The organism is Pelagibacterium montanilacus, assembly GCF_003992665.1.
Lineage (GTDB): Bacteria > Pseudomonadota > Alphaproteobacteria > Rhizobiales > Devosiaceae > Pelagibacterium > Pelagibacterium montanilacus.
Genome location: NZ_RZMX01000032.1, coordinates 11,679 through 28,478, shown reverse-complemented (window position 1 = coordinate 28,478; position 16,800 = coordinate 11,679). Strand labels below are relative to the sequence as shown.

Below are 16,800 nucleotides of genomic sequence, written 5' to 3'. Positions count from 1 at the left end.
GGGCCGGGGGAAACCCCGGCCCATCTTCAGTGTTCAGGCGTGAGCGCTGCGCTTAGGATGCGGCGCTGCGGGCAGCCTCGAGCCAACCGTCGACCGTGTCGCGGTTGTCTTCGATCCACTGGCTGGCCTGAGCCTCGATGTCGTCGTCGCCATCGTTCATCGCCGCGTTCTGGGCGAAGATATCCGAAAGCGGGATGCTGACTTCCTCGAGCAGTGCCCGGGCAGCCGGGTTGGCGTCCAGGAACTCGCTGTTGGCGACGGCCACGATGTCGTTGGCCGGGAAGCCCAGCGTGCACGGATCGGAGACGCAGCCTTCGATGCCTTCCATGGTCGCCGCGTCGGCGAGATCCATCAGGTCCTCAGGCAGATCGACTTCCGGAACCTCGATCCACACCACGTCTTCGCCCGGGACCAGTTCGTTGACGGTCCAGTTCGGGGTCCAGGTGTAGAAAAAGATCGACTCGCCCGCGCCATAAGCGGCAACCGCGTCAGCCATCGATGCCGAATAACCGGCCTTGATGGGGCTCACATGGTCGCGCAAATCATAGGCATCGAGATGGTGCTCGATGTTGATCTCGCAGCCCCAGCCCGGAGGGCAGGCAACCAGATCGGCAAGCCCGTCGCCATTGCGGTCGAAGGCTTCTTTGACCTCGTCGCGCTTGAAGTCCTCGAGCGAGGTGATGCCGAATTCCTCGGCACTCGCCGCGTCCACGAGATAGCCTTCCAGCGCGCCGCCTTCAGCCACGGCACCCACGACCTCGGCACCCTCTTCGAAGGTGTCGCGATAGGTGTTGTGCAGCGGGAACCAGCCATCGACCCAAAGGGTCACGTCACCAAAAGCGACCGACTGATAAAAGGCAGGGTTGTCGAGCGTGATCGTGTCCGCGGTCGAATAGCCGAGTTCTTCAAAGAGCTGACGATAGATTTCGGTGTGGAACCAGCCCGTGTCCCAGGTCGGCTGGGCCATGAGAAGCTCGACGCCTTCGCCCGGCATGTCCTGGGCGGTGGCGGGAAGGGCGCTGGCAGCGAGAAGGGCGGCAGCGCCGACGGTAGCAAGGGATTTGAGACCGAACATGATGGCAAGTCTCCTTTTTTGGTTTTGGTCGGTTATGACGGACCTCGTGCCCGCCATTTGGAGGAACGGGAAAGCTCCCGTCCCGGAGTGTCGCACCTTTTGAAAAGGAAAGGCGTTTCCGCGTTTCCAGGAGGCGCTTGGGTGGCGGCGGGTCTAACCCGCCTTGCCGGTTTCGCCGACGGGCTGGGACCCGCGGGAGCGAAAGAGGTTGGAGAAGGCCTGGCGCAGCGAGAACGTCGCCACCCCGTTGGCTTCGCCCATGCCCTGTGTGATGCGGTCCAGAACGATCGCCAGGATCACGATCCCGACCCCGCCTGCGGTCGCGCCGCCGACATCGAGACGTCCAAGGCCGGTGTTGACCACGAGCCCGAGCCCGCCCGCGCCGATCAGCGCAGTGATCACCACCATCGAAAGCGCGAGCATCAGGGTCTGGTTGAGCCCGGCCATGATGGTGCGCAGCGCCAGCGGCAACTGCACGTCCCAGAGCATCTGGCGCGATGTGGACCCGAAGGCGTGGGCGGCCTCGATCAGGTCCCCGCGCACATTGCGGATGCCCAGATTGGTCAGGCGCACGATGGGCGGCAGGGCAAAGATGATCGTTGCGATGATGCCCGGCGTGGTGCCCACGCCGAACAGCATGACGATGGGCACGAGATAAACGAAGGACGGGATCGTCTGCATGATATCGAGGATCGGCCGCAGGACCGCCCAGAGGCGATTGCTGCGCGCGCCCAGGATGCCGAGCGGCACCCCGATGACGGCACAGAACAGCACCGCGGTGATGATCATGGCGAGCGTCGTCATCGTCTCGGGCCACAGCTCGATCATGTCGATGAAGAAAAAGCCCGCGATGGTGAAGATCGCAATGCCGCGTCCGGCCCACTTCCAGCTCGCCAGAGCGAAAAGGGCTGTCATCACGAGCATCGGAATGGTCTGGAGCACACCGTTGAGCCCGTTGAGCACAGCGGTGATCGGCACCTGTGCCGCCCGGAAGAACTCCCGGAAATTGGGCACGAGCCAGCCGCGAACAAAATCGTTCACCCAGTCGTCGAACGGAATGATGAGAATATCGGAGGGACTAAACATTGGCGGTGTCCCTTTCTTTTTCTTTGGTGTCTTCGGGCGTCCGGTCCGCGACGGGTTCGTCGGCGTCGGGTTCAGGCCCTGGATCGGCGGTGTCGGTGCGCTCGGCGGTCTCTTCGCCCGAAAGCTGGGCGAACACCGCTTCAGGCTCGACGATGCCGACCAGACGGTCCTCGTCGTCGGTCACCGCGATGGGCAGGCCCTCGCTGGCGGCCGCATAAAGCTCGTGAAGCTGGGCGTCGCCTTCCGCGGTGGGATATTCGGCCTGGAGCTTGTCGCGCAGAAGGTCATCGTTCGAGCCCTCTTCGTTCAGCCCGGTGGCCAGATCCTGATAGGTGACGATACCGGCCACGTGCCGCGCGTCGTCGAGCACGTAGAGCGCGTGGCGATTGAGGTCTTCCATCACCCGCATCGCGTCCTCGGCGCTGTCCTTGCCGAGCGTGACGGCAGCAGGATCGGAGGAGACATTGTCGGCGGTGAACACCCGGCCCCGGTCGATGTCGGCCACAAAGGCCGCGACGTAATCGTCGGCGGGATTCGAGACGATCTCCTGGGCGGTGCCCACCTGCACGAAGCGGCCGTCCTGCATGATCGCGATGCGATCGCCCAGGAGCAAAGCTTCGTTGAGATCGTGGGTGATGAAGACGATGGTCTTCTTGAGCGTTTTTTGCAAGACGATCAGCTCATCCTGCATTTCGCGCCGGATCAGCGGATCGAGCGCCCCGAAGGGCTCGTCCATCAGAAGGATTTCGGCATCCGTCGCCAGCCCGCGGGCAAGGCCCACACGCTGCTGCATTCCGCCCGAGAGCTCTGAGGGGAGCGAATCGGCCCAGGAGGAAAGGCCCACCTGATCGAGCGCCGTGATGGCGCGCTTGCGGCGCTCGGAGGCGGAGACGCCCTTGATCTTGAGCCCGTAGGCAGCGTTCTCGGCCACCGTCCAGTGCGGGAACAGCGCGAAATGCTGGAAAACCATGGTGATCTTGGAGCGGCGGATACGGCGCAGGGTCTGCTTGTCGCAGCTCGCCACGTCCTCGCCATCGATCAGCACTTCACCCGAAGTGGGCGGGATCAGTCCATTGAGCATGCGCACGAGCGTTGACTTGCCCGAGCCTGAAAGTCCCATGACGACGAAGATTTCGCCTTCGCCGACATCGAAATTTGCGTTCTGCACACCCACGGTCGATCCCGTGGCCTCGAAAATGGCTTCCTTCTTTTCTCCGCGTTCGAGGCGCTCGAGAGCCTCGTCCGGGGCGTCCCCGAAAACCTTGTAGAGCTTTTTTACCGATACCTTAGGCTGCATGAGCCCCCATTATGGCTGTTAAAGACAAGTCATTGCGACCCGGTGGCTTTCTGCCGCCGCGTCAAAAAAGCATTCTTGATTCAATTGGGTCAGTTTCTGCGATCCGTGCAGCGACCTCTGTGCGTAATCATCATGTATTATCACAGAATAGGCATTCAGTTGTCGACCTTCAACAGTCGGTCCGCTCAAGAGGATATTGAGCATGGCCTTGCAGAAAAGGTCGCGACTGCAGGGTTAAACCATCTTGAGCGCGCAAAAACAAGGGGGTGATTGGCTATCGCTAATGTGGCGGGAAGGGGGCGGCCAGCCTTGGCCCGCCCTTCTGCCCTGAAACGACCGGTGTTGCACCTTGTGCGGACCATCTTGACGCAAAGGGCGAATTCGCCCAATTAGAGCGGGCAAGCGGGTGTAGCTCAATGGTAGAGCAGAAGCTTCCCAAGCTTACGACGAGGGTTCGATTCCCTTCACCCGCTCCAGCACTTAGCTCTCCACTCCCTCAAATTTGGCCCGCATTTCGCACGGTGGCACGCTACCGACCTGGTTACGCGTTGGCAAAGTCCACGCATACTGTTCGCTGTGTCCGCTATGCTCTAGTCGGCGGTCGATCGGGCGGCGTTGTCGTGATTGCGTGCTCCTGTTGAGGTGCACGAGGACGCGAGGCTGACGGGGGTGGAGGTCGAGCCGGCGCAACTGTTCTACGAGTTCCGGCTCGACGATCACGTCCCTGCTACCCAAACACCCCCGCCCGCAAGATCCCACGTGACCTCGACGAAGACGTGGCCCGGGCCCTCGCCCACGCGGCTGGCTATGAACGCTCGCGGCACCGGCGCAGGAAAGTCGAGATGCTTTCGCCCACCTCGCCGGCCGCAGATGGCTGCATCCATTCGCCACTACTGCCCCAACTGGTCCAGGCGGCTTGACGCGGAGGCGAACCCGTTGAGGGAGACGGTGAAGGTGACCTCCGGTGTGCTGCCATTGGCGTTGGCCCTGACCATAACCGTGGTTCCGGCGCGGAGCCTGGCGTAGGCGTTGCCGTCGAATGCGATAGGCACGAGGCAACCGGCCGGGAGGCAGGTGGAAAAGCGTCGCGGGTCGAGTTCGGTTGCCTCATCGATGGCAAGCGTGATGCCAGCGTCGAGGTTGAGCCCGAACGGCAGGACGAGGAGGCCGGTCACGCCGTCACCGCCGTCGGCTGTCGTCAGTTCGATGGCGAGGACGCGCTCGCGGCTCTCGCCCTGCACCTGCGTCTGGGTCATGGCGCAGCGTGCCACGCCCTCCGGCGCGACGCAGGCTACCGTCCAGTCACCATGCGTCTCGTTCAGCGAATTGGCCCCGCCGGGCAGCCCTTGGGCCGGGACCGACCCTGTCCATCCCAACGCCAGAGTCAGTGCGAGGGAGGCGGCACGGGCCAGACGGGGCTCGGGCGTTTTGATCATTGCACCCTCAGAACTTCATGTTGAGGCCGAAGCGGACCGCCTGGGAATCCTGGCCTGACGAGAATACGCCCTCATAGCCGGCGCGGACGGTGATCTCGTCGGTGGCCTCCAAGGCGACACCCAGACCCAACCGCAGGCGGTCACGTCCCCCGTCCGGGCCGTGCACCTCAAAGCCCGTCGGGCTATCCGCGAATGCCATCGTCTGGTCAGGCACCCCATCGGCAAAGGCATGCTGCCAGACAAGGCGACCATCGAGCGTTACCTTGCCATGCTCGGTGGGAACCACATGGGTGACGGCCAGACCGATGCCGGCATCGAACCGGGCCCAGGTCTCGGCGGCACCGCTCAGGTTCAGCGCACCGGCGCCGGTTTCGGTGAAGCCCCCATGTCCCGACCATCCGGCGTCCAGGGTGAACAGCGGCGAGAGCGTGGTGCGCGCGTCGAACTCCAAGCCATAGGCCACCTCGCCCGCCAGCCGCACGGCCTGACTCCAGTAGTCCGCTCTTGCCGTCTCGTCGATGCCGCCAAAGCTGATGCGGCGTTCGGTGGAGGTGTGGTTGACCGCCACACCCACCGAGCCGTTTACCGACCAAGGCCCATCGACCCAGCCGCCATAGATGCCGGCATGGAACCCATCGACATCCAGCGTCGACTGGCGGGCGGCGACCGCGCCGTGGCTTCGGGTATAGCCGAGGGCGACGCCGCCAAAGGCCGAGCCGGTTCCGGTCTCGATCGCTGTCTCATAGCCGCCGGCAAGGCCCGCGGCCGACCAGTCGAGCTGGGCCGCGTTGCCATCGGCGTGCACCGTTCCGCGCCCGCCCAAGGGCGCCAGCCAGGCCGCCGTCCCCTGCTGCAGGTTGAGGCTGTCGATCGCATCATCGATTGCGACGATGCCCGGCCCGTTGCGCGCGCCTGCGCCGTAGCCGAGCGGCATGGTCACGGCCTCAGGGCGTCCAATGGCCCCTTTCGTGCCCAACACGCCCGAGAACAGCGCAAAGGTCTGGTCAATGACGTGCTGGCCGGAGGCGTGAATCTCGCCTGAAAGGGCGTCGAACGCCGCACTGGCATCGGCTTGGTTCATGTCCACGACGGCATCGAAGGCCGGGTTGCCTGTCCCCAGGGCGCGCACGGCCTCGCCGGTCGAGCACTGGTTGAAACTCGTGCCCGGCAGACAGAACGAGGACGCGACGGAGCTGCTGGTCAGGTAGTAGTTCTGTTCGTCATGGCTCCCGGTGAAATCGAGGAAGGCGAACGTATCTTCGATCGTGGGGCCACCCGGCTCGACGGTGAGCCCGTCCGGATCGGTTGTGATGATCGTGTAGATCGTGTCTGGCGTGTAGGTGGTGCCATCGGCGCCCGCGTTCTGTGGCACCACCCGGAAGATCGCGCCACTTCTGATCAGTGCTGTATCGGCCACGACATTGTTGTTGACCCCGCCGCTGTCGTTCAGCTCCACTCTAAAGGTCGAATCTTCGTTGAAGGTGACACTGCCTGCTACGTTCATCGAGCCCACGGAGTTCAACGATGCGAGCGTACCACCGGCGTTCACGATAATGCTGCCGAATTGACCAATGCCAACCAGCGTGCCGCCCGAATTGACACTGATGACCGAAGAGGTCAGCGAGCCGAACAGGTTCAGCGTGCCCGCATTGATGCTTGTGGCGCCAGAGAGACTGTTCTGGCTGCTTGAAAGCGTCAGCATGCCGGCGCCGGACTTGGTCAGGGTGCCAGTGCCGGAGATGATGTCGGCATAGATGAAGTCGTTCGACCGGTCGAAGACCAGCGAGGCGTTGTTGAGGATATCTCCGACGACGGCGCCGCTCGTGCCGCCGTCGCCGATCCGCAGCGTGCCATCATCGATCGTTGTGCCGCCGCTGTAGGTGTTGCTGCCGGAAAGCGTGAGCGTGCCGCCCTGCTGCTTGACAATGCCGCCCGTGCCTGAGATCGGCGCGGAGATGGTGGCCGTCAGGCCGGAACCGACGCGCATGTCTGTCGCCGCCGTGTCGGTGATCAACGCGCCCCCCGCTCCCTCGACGATCTCGTAGCCATCGACCAGAAACTGCATGCCGGTGAAGGTCTGCGCGCCTTCCACTTCGACCGTTCCGGAGGTTCCGCCGAAGATCGCGAATTCGCCGCCCCAGGCGTCTTCGGCCATGCCCGCTCCGTCGGTCCAGTTGGTGCTGGCCGCTCTCCAGATGCCGGCGCCGCCGTCGATATCGCCATTGCCGGCGTTGCCCGCGTCGTCCCCGTCCCAGTACTTGATATTGCCGGCCGCACCGCCCGAGACCGACAGGGTCACCGTGTCCTGGATGATGGTGCCGGCGTTGATGCCATAGGTGTAGCCTGCCGGCACCAAGCCCTGCTCGAGCCCGTGGTCGGCAACAAGCGTGCCGTACTGGATCAGCGAGTAGACCCCATTGCCGAAATTCGGCAGCTCGGTGACGTTGAGCTGGCCATCGAGCGTCAGGTCGCCCGTTACCACGATCAGATCGTTGCCGACCGTCGTGCCCGGCGTGCCGAGTTCGAACTTGAGGACCGAGGTGTCGTTGAGGACGAGCGAATCCATGGTCAGCGTGCCGGCACTCATGCCGGGCGCGATCGTGCCGCCGTCCTCGATCGTCACCGCGCCGAGCGTACCGGTGCCACCGAGCGTGCCCTGACCTTCGATGACGATGGTGCCGCCGAGGGAACCGGTGACTTCGAGCGTAGCATCCCCGACTGTGGTCTGGCCACTGAAGTAGGTCGCGCCGTCACCTGTGAGCCGCGTCGTTCCCGATTCCAGGATCAGGTCGCCGACCAGGTCGCCATAACCCCAGATATCCGGGGCAAACTCGTAGGCTGTGTCCGTGTGGTTGAAGACGAGGCGCGCGCCGAGGGCAGTGAGGTAGACCTGGCCGGCTTCCACCACACCGGCGGCTGCCGCGGTAGCGCCCGACTCCGCGCCGATGTTGAATGCCGACGCCCCGCCGGTGCCGACATTGCTGACGGTGATCAGGCCCGTACCATCGTCAACGCGCAGCGTCCCGCCGTCGGATATGGTGAGGCTGGAGTCGTTGAAGATGACGGCGGCATCGCGCGTTGCGATCACCGTCGACCCGGGACCGGTGATCAGAACCGAGCCGGTGCCCGTAGGTCCGCTTCCCAGCTGCAGCCGCTCCGTGGTGAACGTGCCGCCATCCTCCACGACAAGACGACCGGCACCTCTGTTGCCGATGAAGGCGGCAAAGCCTGCACCGGCGCTGAACATCGCGCCTGCACCGGAAACAATCATCGTCCCTGATCCGGATGCCTCGCCGCCAAGAACGATCTGGCTGGTCGAGGTGACGACGGCGCCGCTCTGGACGTTCAATTGGCCGGTGCCGTAGGTGCCCACTGAAATCGATCCGGCGACGTCCCAGCGCGATCCGGCATCGCGGACCGTCATGGTGGCGACGCTATTGGCCTGGTTCGCCATAAATGCCCAGTCCGTGGATGTCAGTACGCCGCCGTTCCGGATGGCGATCGCGGCCGTCTGGTTGGAATTGTATGTCAGGTGCAAATCGCCCGTTTCGGCCGCCTGGCCATCAATGACAGCAGTACCGGAATAGAGGTATGCGTCAAACGGAGTTGCCGGGGTGGGGGCATCGTCCGCCGACCAGTTGTCGGTGTCGAACCAGCTGTCAGTGGCGCCTTCGTTGTAGAAATTGGCCTGCGCCTGCGCCGCCGAACTCCCTGCCAGTACCGCGATCGCGAACCCGGCGAGAAGTGCGGTTGGAGAAGTGCCGGCCATCAGAAAGCTGAAGCTGCCCGTCTTGCGACAATTGCCCGTCATTATCGTAGTACCCCCGCTGTCGACAACGTGGTGTCGCCCCAAAAATATCCGCCTCGCGAGGCGTTATCGGAAGTGTATTGAGCGCGACGATTTGATCAACCAATTGTCCGGTTTTCATTTTGAAAAAAATCTGCACGTACCGAAAGACACGCGCAGAATAAAACTTTGTCTTTCAGTTGGTTAGATTATGAGGACATCCAAGCGTCGATTTGATCCACTTTCAAATTGCAAGGGGGTCTGGACCTTCTCGTGAGATGGGAAAATTCTACTGTCTGACGAGTCGGGGTTGGTGCGAACGCACGCCTGCAAATTCCGCACACATCGGTGTCCGCCAGGCACGCATGGTCTTGACAATCTGCACGATTGCCGACGGGTTTATTGGCGGCGAACGCATGGGCAGCCAAACCGCGTGTTCAGCCTTCATTTTGCAGGACCGCAAGAAGGCGGCAGGTCCGCCGCGCTTCTGGCCTAGTGACGAGCAGGTGAATTGCGGTCGGGGGTGGTGACCCCCCCGTGCGCTCTCGGGAGATCAATGAATGAGTGCCCAGTCCAGGAAAGGCGCCGAGACCCGTGACAAGAAAACCCAGATACTGGATGCCGCAACGAAACTCCTCAGGAAGCGGGGACTGCAGGCATTCTCGTTTGACGCAATAGCCGGTGAAGCGGGACTGTCGCGCCAGTTGGTGAGGTATTACTATTCCACCCTCGACGACCTGATGGTCGACCTCTGTGAACACCTTATGCTGGTCTATCAGGAGATACTGACCACCGGAATTGTGAAGGTCGGGCAGGTTGGCAGACTGGAGTTCTTCCTCGATTTTTTCTTCGGCGCGGCGGACGGCCATGCCCTGCCGGATAACCTTGAGGTGTATGATGTCTTCTTTGCGTATGCCGTCGGATCAGAACCTCTAAAAGATCGCCTGCGTGAATTGTACAAGACGCTCAGACACGTCATCACTCACGAATTGGCCGTTGCGCATCCGCACCTGAATGCAAAGGCCCGCGAGGAATTGTCATTCCTTTTCGTTTCCATGATGCACGCGCATTGGAGTTTTGTTGCAACTTTGGGCTATTCCAGCGACCACAACAGGATCACGCGCCAGGCATTCGACACCTTGATTGCGTCCTATGTCGGTGAGGAACGCGCCGGGTCCGCAACAGTCCAAGTCGTGCCGCGCGATGGTTGATTTCCACTCTCATGGAAATTCTCCTGGCGGGGAGGGGCCACCAGATTGGCGTTACGACCCGGGGTGCGCACAGGCATCTGCTCTGGCGCTCCATAGTCGCGTGTAGTGTCCTTCAGCCGCTGCCGCGAAAGGGTGCGGATCAATTTCTCACGTGTCGCAAACCGGTCCCGGCCATAATGCAGGCGTACCCCGTCGCGGGGACGGGACAGGGCGACGACCACCCGCTCCTTGTTGTCGAGCCGCACGACCAGAGAGTTCAGCGGCCAGCTATGTGTTGCGGGCAGTCCGCGTTAGAACGGTCACATGATTTTCGGACTTTTGGCGGTCGTTCTCTTAGCGATCATTGCAGTGATCATTCTCGGGGCGCCGTTATGGCTGTTCGTGCTTTGGTTAGCCGGTACGCTTGCCGAACGTCGGCGACGCGCCGAGGAGCGTGCCAGGTATGGTGATCCTCCTCCGCAGTGAGGTGCGGACAAAAGGCATTGCTCTGCAAGAGCGCAAGAAAATGGCGTGCCCGCCTTCATCCCCCGCCGTAACGCGTGTGCAGGCTGCCTGAAATCTGGTCCACGAACTTGGCGGCGGCGACCGAGAGGGAGCGGCCGCGCAACTGGCCGAGGACGAGCTGGGTCGGGGGCATGTCGCGGGGGTCGATTTCGCGGGCGACGAGATTGGCGCTGTCCTGGGGGATGCCGGCGCGAATCTGGAATGAGATGATCTGCTCGTTGCCTGCGTAGCTGCGCAGGACCTCGAACGAATCCGATTCCACCACCGTGTTGACCGGCAGGGCCGCGCGCACGATCGCGGCCTGCAGGAGGTGCCGGATCGCCAGCGACGGCCCGGGCATGGCGATGGGATATTGCAGGCACTCGCGCAGGCGCACCGTCCTGGCGGACGCGAGCGGATGGTCCCGGCTCATGAGCGCGCACAGCGGCTGGTGGATCTCGAGCAGGGGCTGGAATTCGGGCGCGGGCGGGGGCGCGATCACCATGGCGACGTCGGCCTCAAAGCCCCCCACGGCCTTGACCGCATGGATATGGTCCCGGACCAGGACGGTAAAGGAGACGAGCGGGTGCCGCGCGCGATAGATGCCGATCTCGTGCGGGATGAGCCCGTGGGCGAAGGCCTGGCTGGCGGCGATGGTCACATGGCCGCGGCGCACGCCCGAGAGATCGGCGATCTGGGAGCGCAGGCGCTCGAAATCGGAAAGCTGGGCCCTGATGTGGCGCAGCACCAGCTCCCCGGCGGCATTGAGGCGCATCCCCTGCGGCATGCGCTCGAAGATCGGAGTGCCCAGTTCGGCCTCGAAATCCTGGATCTTGCGCGTGAGCGCGGAGGGCGTGATGGCAAGCCGCTCGGCGCTCTGGCGGATCGAGCCGCTGCCGGCGACATCGCTGATGCACTGAAGGGTCTTGAGGTGCTTCATGGTTCCGATCCACGCTCGTGCCTGTTGCGATTATTGCAACACGGCGATCAAAAACAAGCAATAGACGGCAACGGCCAAAACGATACGCTTTACCCCAACGCAATCGTATCCGGGCAGTTGTCTTGACCAGTTTGGCTTCCCCACCGTCAGCCCAGTTCCCCGATATCGCGGCGCGTGTCGCCGCCTATCGCGCCGGGCGGGATGCCTTGGCCGATCTCGACGCCGCGCTCGATGCCATCGCGGCAACGGGCCAGCCCGTGTGGATATCGGTGATGGACCGGGTCCGGGCGCACGATCTGCTCGCTGCGGCGCAGGGCCGGCTCGAGGCGGGAGAGGATCTGCCGCTGTTCGGAATCCCCTTTGGGGTCAAGGACAATATCGATGTCGCCGGGCTCGAGACGACCGCGGGATGCCCGGAATTCGCCTACCGCCCCGAGACCTCGGCCTTCGTCGTCGAGCAACTCGTCGCGGCGGGTGCCATTCCTGTGGGCAAGACCAATCTCGATCAGTTCGCGACCGGGCTCAACGGCACGCGGACGCCTTACGGCATTCCCACCTGTGCCATCAACGACGCCCATGTTTCGGGCGGGTCGAGCTCGGGATCGGCGGTGGCCGTGGCGCTGGGGCAGGTGCCTTTCGCGCTGGGCACCGACACGGCGGGCTCGGGCCGCGTGCCCGCCGGCTTCAACAACATCGTGGGTCTCAAGCCGAGCCGGGGGCTGATCAGCACAAGCGGCGTGGTGCCCGCCTGCCGGACGCTCGACTGCGTATCGATCCTGGCCAATACCGTCGATGATGCCCTGATCGTGCTGCGCGCCGCGGCCATAAAGGACCGCGCGGATCCCTATGGCCGGGCGGGCGGGGACGCACTCGCTGCCACGGTGCCGGCGCGGTTCCGGTTCGGCGTGCTCGACGAGGCGGTGCTCGCGCGCTGCACCCCGGAGGTGGCGGGCGCCTATCGGGCCGCCATCGGCACGCTGGAGCGTCAGGGAGGCCGGGCGGTCGAGATCGACTATGGCCCGCTCGAAGCCGCTGCCGCACTGCTCTATTCGGGCCCCTGGGTCGCCGAGCGTCTCGCCGCCATCGCGCCCTTCGCCGCATCCCAGCCCGAGGCCATTCACCCCGTGGTGCGCGAGATCGTGCTGGCAGGAGCCGGCTACTCGGCGGTCGACGCGTTCGAAGGTCAGTACAGGCTGGCCGAACTGACCCTCAAGGCCAAGGCGATGCTTGAGCAGATCGACGTTTTCGTGGTGCCCACGGCGCCCGAACACCCGACGGTCGAGGAGATGATTGCCGATCCGATCGCCTGCAATTCCCGGCTCGGGCTGTTCACCAATTTCGTCAACCTCATGGACATGGCCGCGATCGCGGTGCCCGCCGGATGGAGCGGGGCGGGCCTGCCGCTGGGGGTGACGCTCATCGGTCCGGCGCTGAGCGACGGGCTGCTTGCCGCGATGGCCGACCGGCTGCATCGCGCCGATCCCTATGCGCGGCTCGGAGCCGGTGAGGCGGCGCTTTCACGAACGCGCGCCGTCACCGAGGCGCCCGGGACCGAGGGCTTTGTGCGGCTTGCCGTGGTGGGCGCCCATCTGGAAGGCGAACCGCTCAACGCACAGCTCACCGGCCGAGGCGCGCGGCTGGTCGAGACCACGAAGACGGCGCCGGGCTACAGCCTTTACGCCCTGCCCGGAAGCGTCCCGCCCAGGCCCGGGCTGTCCCGGGACGGGGGTGCGGGCGCCATAGAAATCGAGCTCTGGGATGTGCCCCTTGCTGCGTTTGGCAGTTTTGTTGCCGAGATCCCGGCTCCGCTCGGCATCGGCACGGTGGAAACCCGTGACGGAAGTCTGGTCAAGGGCTTCATCTGCGAACACCACGCGCTCGCGCATGCCGAGGACATCACCGCGTTCGGCGGCTGGCGGAACTACCTCTCCGCCGGCCAGGCCACCCAGATCACTCATGCTACCGCCAGAAACGCTCAGGAGCACAGGCCATGATTACCCGACGTAAATTCCTCGCCACCACTGCCGCAACCGCGGCGGCGTCTGCAGCACTGCCCATGCCGTTCGTGCACGCGCAGTCCGAAACGACCATCCGCATGGGGGCGCTCAAGCTCATCCATTCGATCGCCCCGCATTTCTATTCCCAGTTCACCCCCGAGGGGTACCGGGTCGAGGTCATCCCGTTCGAGAGCCCGACCGAAGGCAAGAACGCGGTGGTGACCAAGTCCGTCGATTTCGGCATGTTCGGGATCGCGGCTGCGACCCTGGGTGCGGCGGCGGGCGAACCCATCGTCGTGATCGGCGGAGCCTGCAACAAGGGCATGGGCGTCGTTGCGGGCGCTGAAAGCGACATCGAATCCATCGCCGATCTGCGCGGCAAGCGCGTGGCGATCTGGCCGGGCTCGACCCAGGAGGTGTTCATCCTCGAGCGGCTGCGCATGGAAGGGATGTCGGTCGCCGATATCACCCCGGTCCGCATTTCGTTCAGCGAGATGCACCTGGCGCTGGCACGCGGGGATATCGACGCCTATGTGGGCGCCGAGCCGGCCCCCGGCGTGAGCCTGGCTTCGGGCGTGGGCAAGATCGTCGAGTATCCCTATGGCACCGAAATGGGCGCGCTCAACATGATCTTCGGGGCCCACCGCGACACGCTGACCGAGCGTCCCGAGCTTGTGGAGGTCATTCTGGGCATTCACCGGCAGGCGTCCGAGCACGCCATGGCCAATCCCGACGAGCTGGTCGAGATGGCCGTCATGCAGCTCGGCCAGCAGCGCGACGCCATCGAGATTTCCGCGCCCAATGTGGAACTGACCTGGGATTTCGGGGAGACCGAACTGGCCCAGTCGATGACCTATGCCGAGCATATGGTGGAGCTCAACCAGATTCAGGCGCTTCCCGATTTCGACACCCTGTTCGACACCAGCTTCGTCGAAGCGATCAGGCAAAGGGGCTAGATCATGACCTTAGCGGCCGACCGGTCCAACGCACCAGCCGCCGCATCGTCCCCTCGGAGGCCAATGGCCTTCGAGGGTGCGCGGCTCAGGGCGCCGGCCCTGGCGCTGCTGTTGCCGGCGCTGCTGCTGATCGGGTGGCACCTGGCGACGGCGGGGCGGGCCTACAGCCTCATTCCGCCACCCTACCAAGTGGCACTCGCCTTCTACGATCTCGCCGTGGGCGGGATCCGCAACGACTTTTTCAGCGGCACGCTGCTCACCCATACGATCGCTTCGGTCTCACGGGTCTATGGCGGGTTTTTTCTCGCCGTGCTCGTCGCCCTGCCGCTCGGCCTGATGATCGGCCGGATCACCGTCGTGCGCGAAATGTTCGATCCCATCCTCCAGATCATGCGCCCCATTCCGGTGACAGCCTGGCTGCCGCTGGCCATGATCATCTTCGGGATCGGGCCGACCTCGGCGATCTTCCTTGTCTTTCTGGGCGCCTTCTATCCGATCCTGATCAACACCGTTTTCGGGGTGCGCTCGGTGGAACCGCGCCTTTTCGAAGCGGCGAGCATGCTCGGATGCACACAGTCCGCGCAATTTACCAAGGTGGTGCTGCCCGCCGCATTGCCGGCGATCTTTACCGGCCTGCGGCTGGGACTGGGCTTTGCCTGGATGATCATCGTCATCGGCGAGATGACCGGGGTCCCCACCGGGCTGGGCGCCATCATCATGGAAGCCCGCCAGCTCTCGCGGACCGAAATCGTCATCTGCGGCATGATCGCGATCGGGGTGGCCGGGTTCATCTCGGACCGCATCATCCTGATGATCGGCCGCAAGCTCTTGTCCTGGAGTCCCAACCATGTCTGAGACCCAACCTCCGATCCTTTCCCTGCGCAATGTCGGCAAGACGTTCGAGATGCAGGGCCGGCGCATCGAGGCGCTCCATGACGCCAGTCTCGACGTCGCGCGCGGCGAGTTCGTGTGCCTGATCGGCGCCTCGGGCTGCGGGAAATCCACCCTGCTGCGGATCGTGGCCGGCTTTGAGAGTGCCAGCACCGGGGAGGCCCTGATGTGGGGCCGTCCCATCAAGGGGCCCGATCCCTCGCGCGGCATGGTGTTCCAGGACTACGGGCTCTTTCCCTGGCTGACGGTGCGCGACAATATCGGGTTCGGCCCGGCCTCTCGCGGGCGGCCCAGCCGCGAGATCAAGCAGACCGTCGATCATTTCGTGGACCTCGTGGGTCTGGGGAAATTTGCCGACGTCTATCCCCACCAGCTTTCGGGCGGGATGAAGCAGCGCGTGGCGATCGCAAGGGTGCTGGCCAACGAGGCCGAAGTGGTTCTGATGGACGAACCGTTCGGGGCGCTGGACGCCATGACCCGTGAGCGGCTCCAGGACGAGTTGCTCGAGCTCTGGGAGCGCACCAAGCTGACCGTGCTGTTCGTCACGCACTCGATCGAGGAGGCGATCGTCCTCTCCAAGCGGGTCATCGTCATGAGCGCGGGGCCGGGGCGGATCGACAATGACATCGAGATCGGCCTGCCGCGCCCGCGCGACGTCTCGGGCGCCGAGTTCAACGATCTGCGGCGCTCGCTTTCGGCCAAGCTGCACAGCCACCACGGCAAGGTCGCGGCGTGAGCGAAATCGCCCTTGCGCCCATGCCCGGCACCGATCTGTGGCGGGGCATGGACCGGGCCGAACTCGACCAGGCCTATGACAACAGCGGCGCAGTGAGCGCCAGTGCGGACTTCCTCGCAGACTGGTCGCGCCGGAGTGCCGCCCTGCGCGCGCGCCAGCCCGAGCTTGTGGACCTCGCCTATGGTTCGCGCCAACGCAACCGGATCGACATCTTCCGGTCAGGGGCGGACGATGCGCCGCTGCTGGTCTTCATCCATGGTGGCTATTGGCAGCGCAATTCCAAGGAAATCTTCTCGTGCATGGCCGAGGGCATGCTGGGCGCGGGCGTCGACGTGGCGCTGCCCGGCTACACGCTGGCGCCCGAGGCCACGCTGGCCCAGATCACCCAGGAGGTGGCGGCTTCGCTCGGCTGGTTGCGCCGGGAAGGGCCGTCCCATGGCATCGGGCGCAGCCGGCTGATCGTTTCGGGCTGGTCGGCCGGGGGGCACCTTGCCGCCGGCGCAATGGCGCTGCCGGAGGTCGACGCAGGACTCGCGGTTTCAGGCATCTACGATCTCGAGCCGATCCGGCGCGGCGTGCTCAACGACAAGCTGGGGCTGACCCCCGAGGACGTGGCCGGCTTGAGCCCGATCCTTGCAATCCCGGAAACCGACAAGCCGCTGGCGGTGGCCTGGGGCACGGCGGAACTGCCCGAGCTTCAGCGCCAGTCGCGCGACTACGCCGCCGCCTGGGGACTGGCCGGGCGCACCGGCCAGATCGTGCCGGTTGCCGGGGCCAATCATTTTTCCATTCTCGAAGACCTGGCCAGGCCGGGGGGCGCATTGGCCCGCCGGGTGCTGGCACTCGCCGAGATGAGCTGAGGCACGCCATCCCGGGGGGATATGCTCTAGGTCTTTGATGTGTCG

General features: G+C 64.4%; 12 protein-coding genes and 1 tRNA gene. 7 read left to right on the top strand and 6 right to left on the bottom strand.

The features are described from left to right. Positions 1-52 precede the first annotated feature (52 nt). The 3 genes from proX to EO136_RS10215 form a co-directional block, all read right to left on the bottom strand. Entirely contained in the window at positions 53-1,075 is a 1,023-nt protein-coding gene (gene proX, locus EO136_RS10225) for a glycine betaine/L-proline ABC transporter substrate-binding protein ProX (protein WP_127144328.1), read from the bottom strand. A gap of 153 nt (positions 1,076-1,228) precedes the next feature. After that, a complete protein-coding gene (locus tag EO136_RS10220; protein WP_127144327.1) occupies positions 1,229-2,161 on the bottom strand; it encodes an ABC transporter permease in 933 nt (310 codons plus the stop codon). Then, positions 2,154-3,458 (bottom strand): quaternary amine ABC transporter ATP-binding protein, encoded by a 1,305-nt coding sequence (locus tag EO136_RS10215; RefSeq protein WP_127144326.1) that lies wholly within the window; start codon positions 3,456-3,458, stop codon positions 2,154-2,156. Before EO136_RS10215 ends, EO136_RS10220 begins: the two co-directional genes overlap by 8 nt. A gap of 402 nt (positions 3,459-3,860) precedes the next feature. On the opposite strand from EO136_RS10215, the gene EO136_RS10210 reads away from it, so the two are divergent. Continuing rightward, positions 3,861-3,934: transfer RNA gene (locus EO136_RS10210), tRNA-Gly, on the top strand. A 414-nt stretch (positions 3,935-4,348) separates the two neighbouring features. Here EO136_RS10210 and EO136_RS10205 read toward each other — a convergent pair. Together EO136_RS10205 and EO136_RS10200 are read right to left on the bottom strand one after the other, a co-directional pair. Continuing rightward, the gene (locus EO136_RS10205; RefSeq protein ID WP_127144325.1) at positions 4,349-4,894 is read right to left on the bottom strand and encodes an invasion associated locus B family protein; all 546 of its coding nucleotides are present in this window, start codon (positions 4,892-4,894) and stop codon (positions 4,349-4,351) included. Positions 4,895-4,901: 7 nt separating this feature from the next. Further along, a complete protein-coding gene (locus tag EO136_RS10200; RefSeq protein ID WP_127144324.1) occupies positions 4,902-8,705 on the bottom strand; it encodes an autotransporter outer membrane beta-barrel domain-containing protein in 3,804 nt (1,267 codons plus the stop codon). A 536-nt stretch (positions 8,706-9,241) separates the two neighbouring features. Here EO136_RS10200 and EO136_RS10195 point away from each other — a divergent pair. Next, on the top strand, positions 9,242-9,892 hold the full coding sequence (locus EO136_RS10195; protein ID WP_127144323.1) for a TetR/AcrR family transcriptional regulator: 651 nt from the start codon (positions 9,242-9,244) through the stop codon (positions 9,890-9,892). Between the two features lie 520 nt (positions 9,893-10,412). Here the strand turns inward: EO136_RS10195 and EO136_RS10190 are convergent. Further along, complete coding sequence (locus tag EO136_RS10190) at positions 10,413-11,315, bottom strand: LysR family transcriptional regulator (protein WP_127144322.1); 903 nt, start codon at positions 11,313-11,315, stop codon at positions 10,413-10,415. Between the two features lie 122 nt (positions 11,316-11,437). On the opposite strand from EO136_RS10190, the gene atzF reads away from it, so the two are divergent. The 5 genes from atzF to EO136_RS10165 are packed head-to-tail and all read left to right on the top strand — an operon-like array spanning position 11,438 to position 16,755. Further along, positions 11,438-13,309 (top strand): allophanate hydrolase, encoded by a 1,872-nt coding sequence (gene atzF / locus EO136_RS10185; RefSeq protein ID WP_246018328.1) that lies wholly within the window; start codon positions 11,438-11,440, stop codon positions 13,307-13,309. Next, entirely contained in the window at positions 13,306-14,268 is a 963-nt protein-coding gene (locus EO136_RS10180) for an ABC transporter substrate-binding protein (RefSeq protein WP_127144321.1), read from the top strand. The genes atzF and EO136_RS10180 overlap by 4 nt, the downstream gene beginning before the upstream one ends. A gap of 3 nt (positions 14,269-14,271) precedes the next feature. Then, positions 14,272-15,123 carry an ABC transporter permease gene (locus EO136_RS10175; protein ID WP_127144320.1) on the top strand — a complete coding sequence of 284 codons (852 nt, stop codon included), beginning with the start codon at positions 14,272-14,274 and terminating at the stop codon, positions 15,121-15,123. After that, on the top strand, positions 15,116-15,895 hold the full coding sequence (locus tag EO136_RS10170) for an ABC transporter ATP-binding protein (RefSeq protein ID WP_127144319.1): 780 nt from the start codon (positions 15,116-15,118) through the stop codon (positions 15,893-15,895). The genes EO136_RS10175 and EO136_RS10170 overlap by 8 nt, the downstream gene beginning before the upstream one ends. Next, positions 15,892-16,755 carry an alpha/beta hydrolase gene (locus EO136_RS10165; protein ID WP_342773411.1) on the top strand — a complete coding sequence of 288 codons (864 nt, stop codon included), beginning with the start codon at positions 15,892-15,894 and terminating at the stop codon, positions 16,753-16,755. Before EO136_RS10170 ends, EO136_RS10165 begins: the two co-directional genes overlap by 4 nt. The last annotated feature ends 45 nt before the right edge of the window (positions 16,756-16,800 follow it).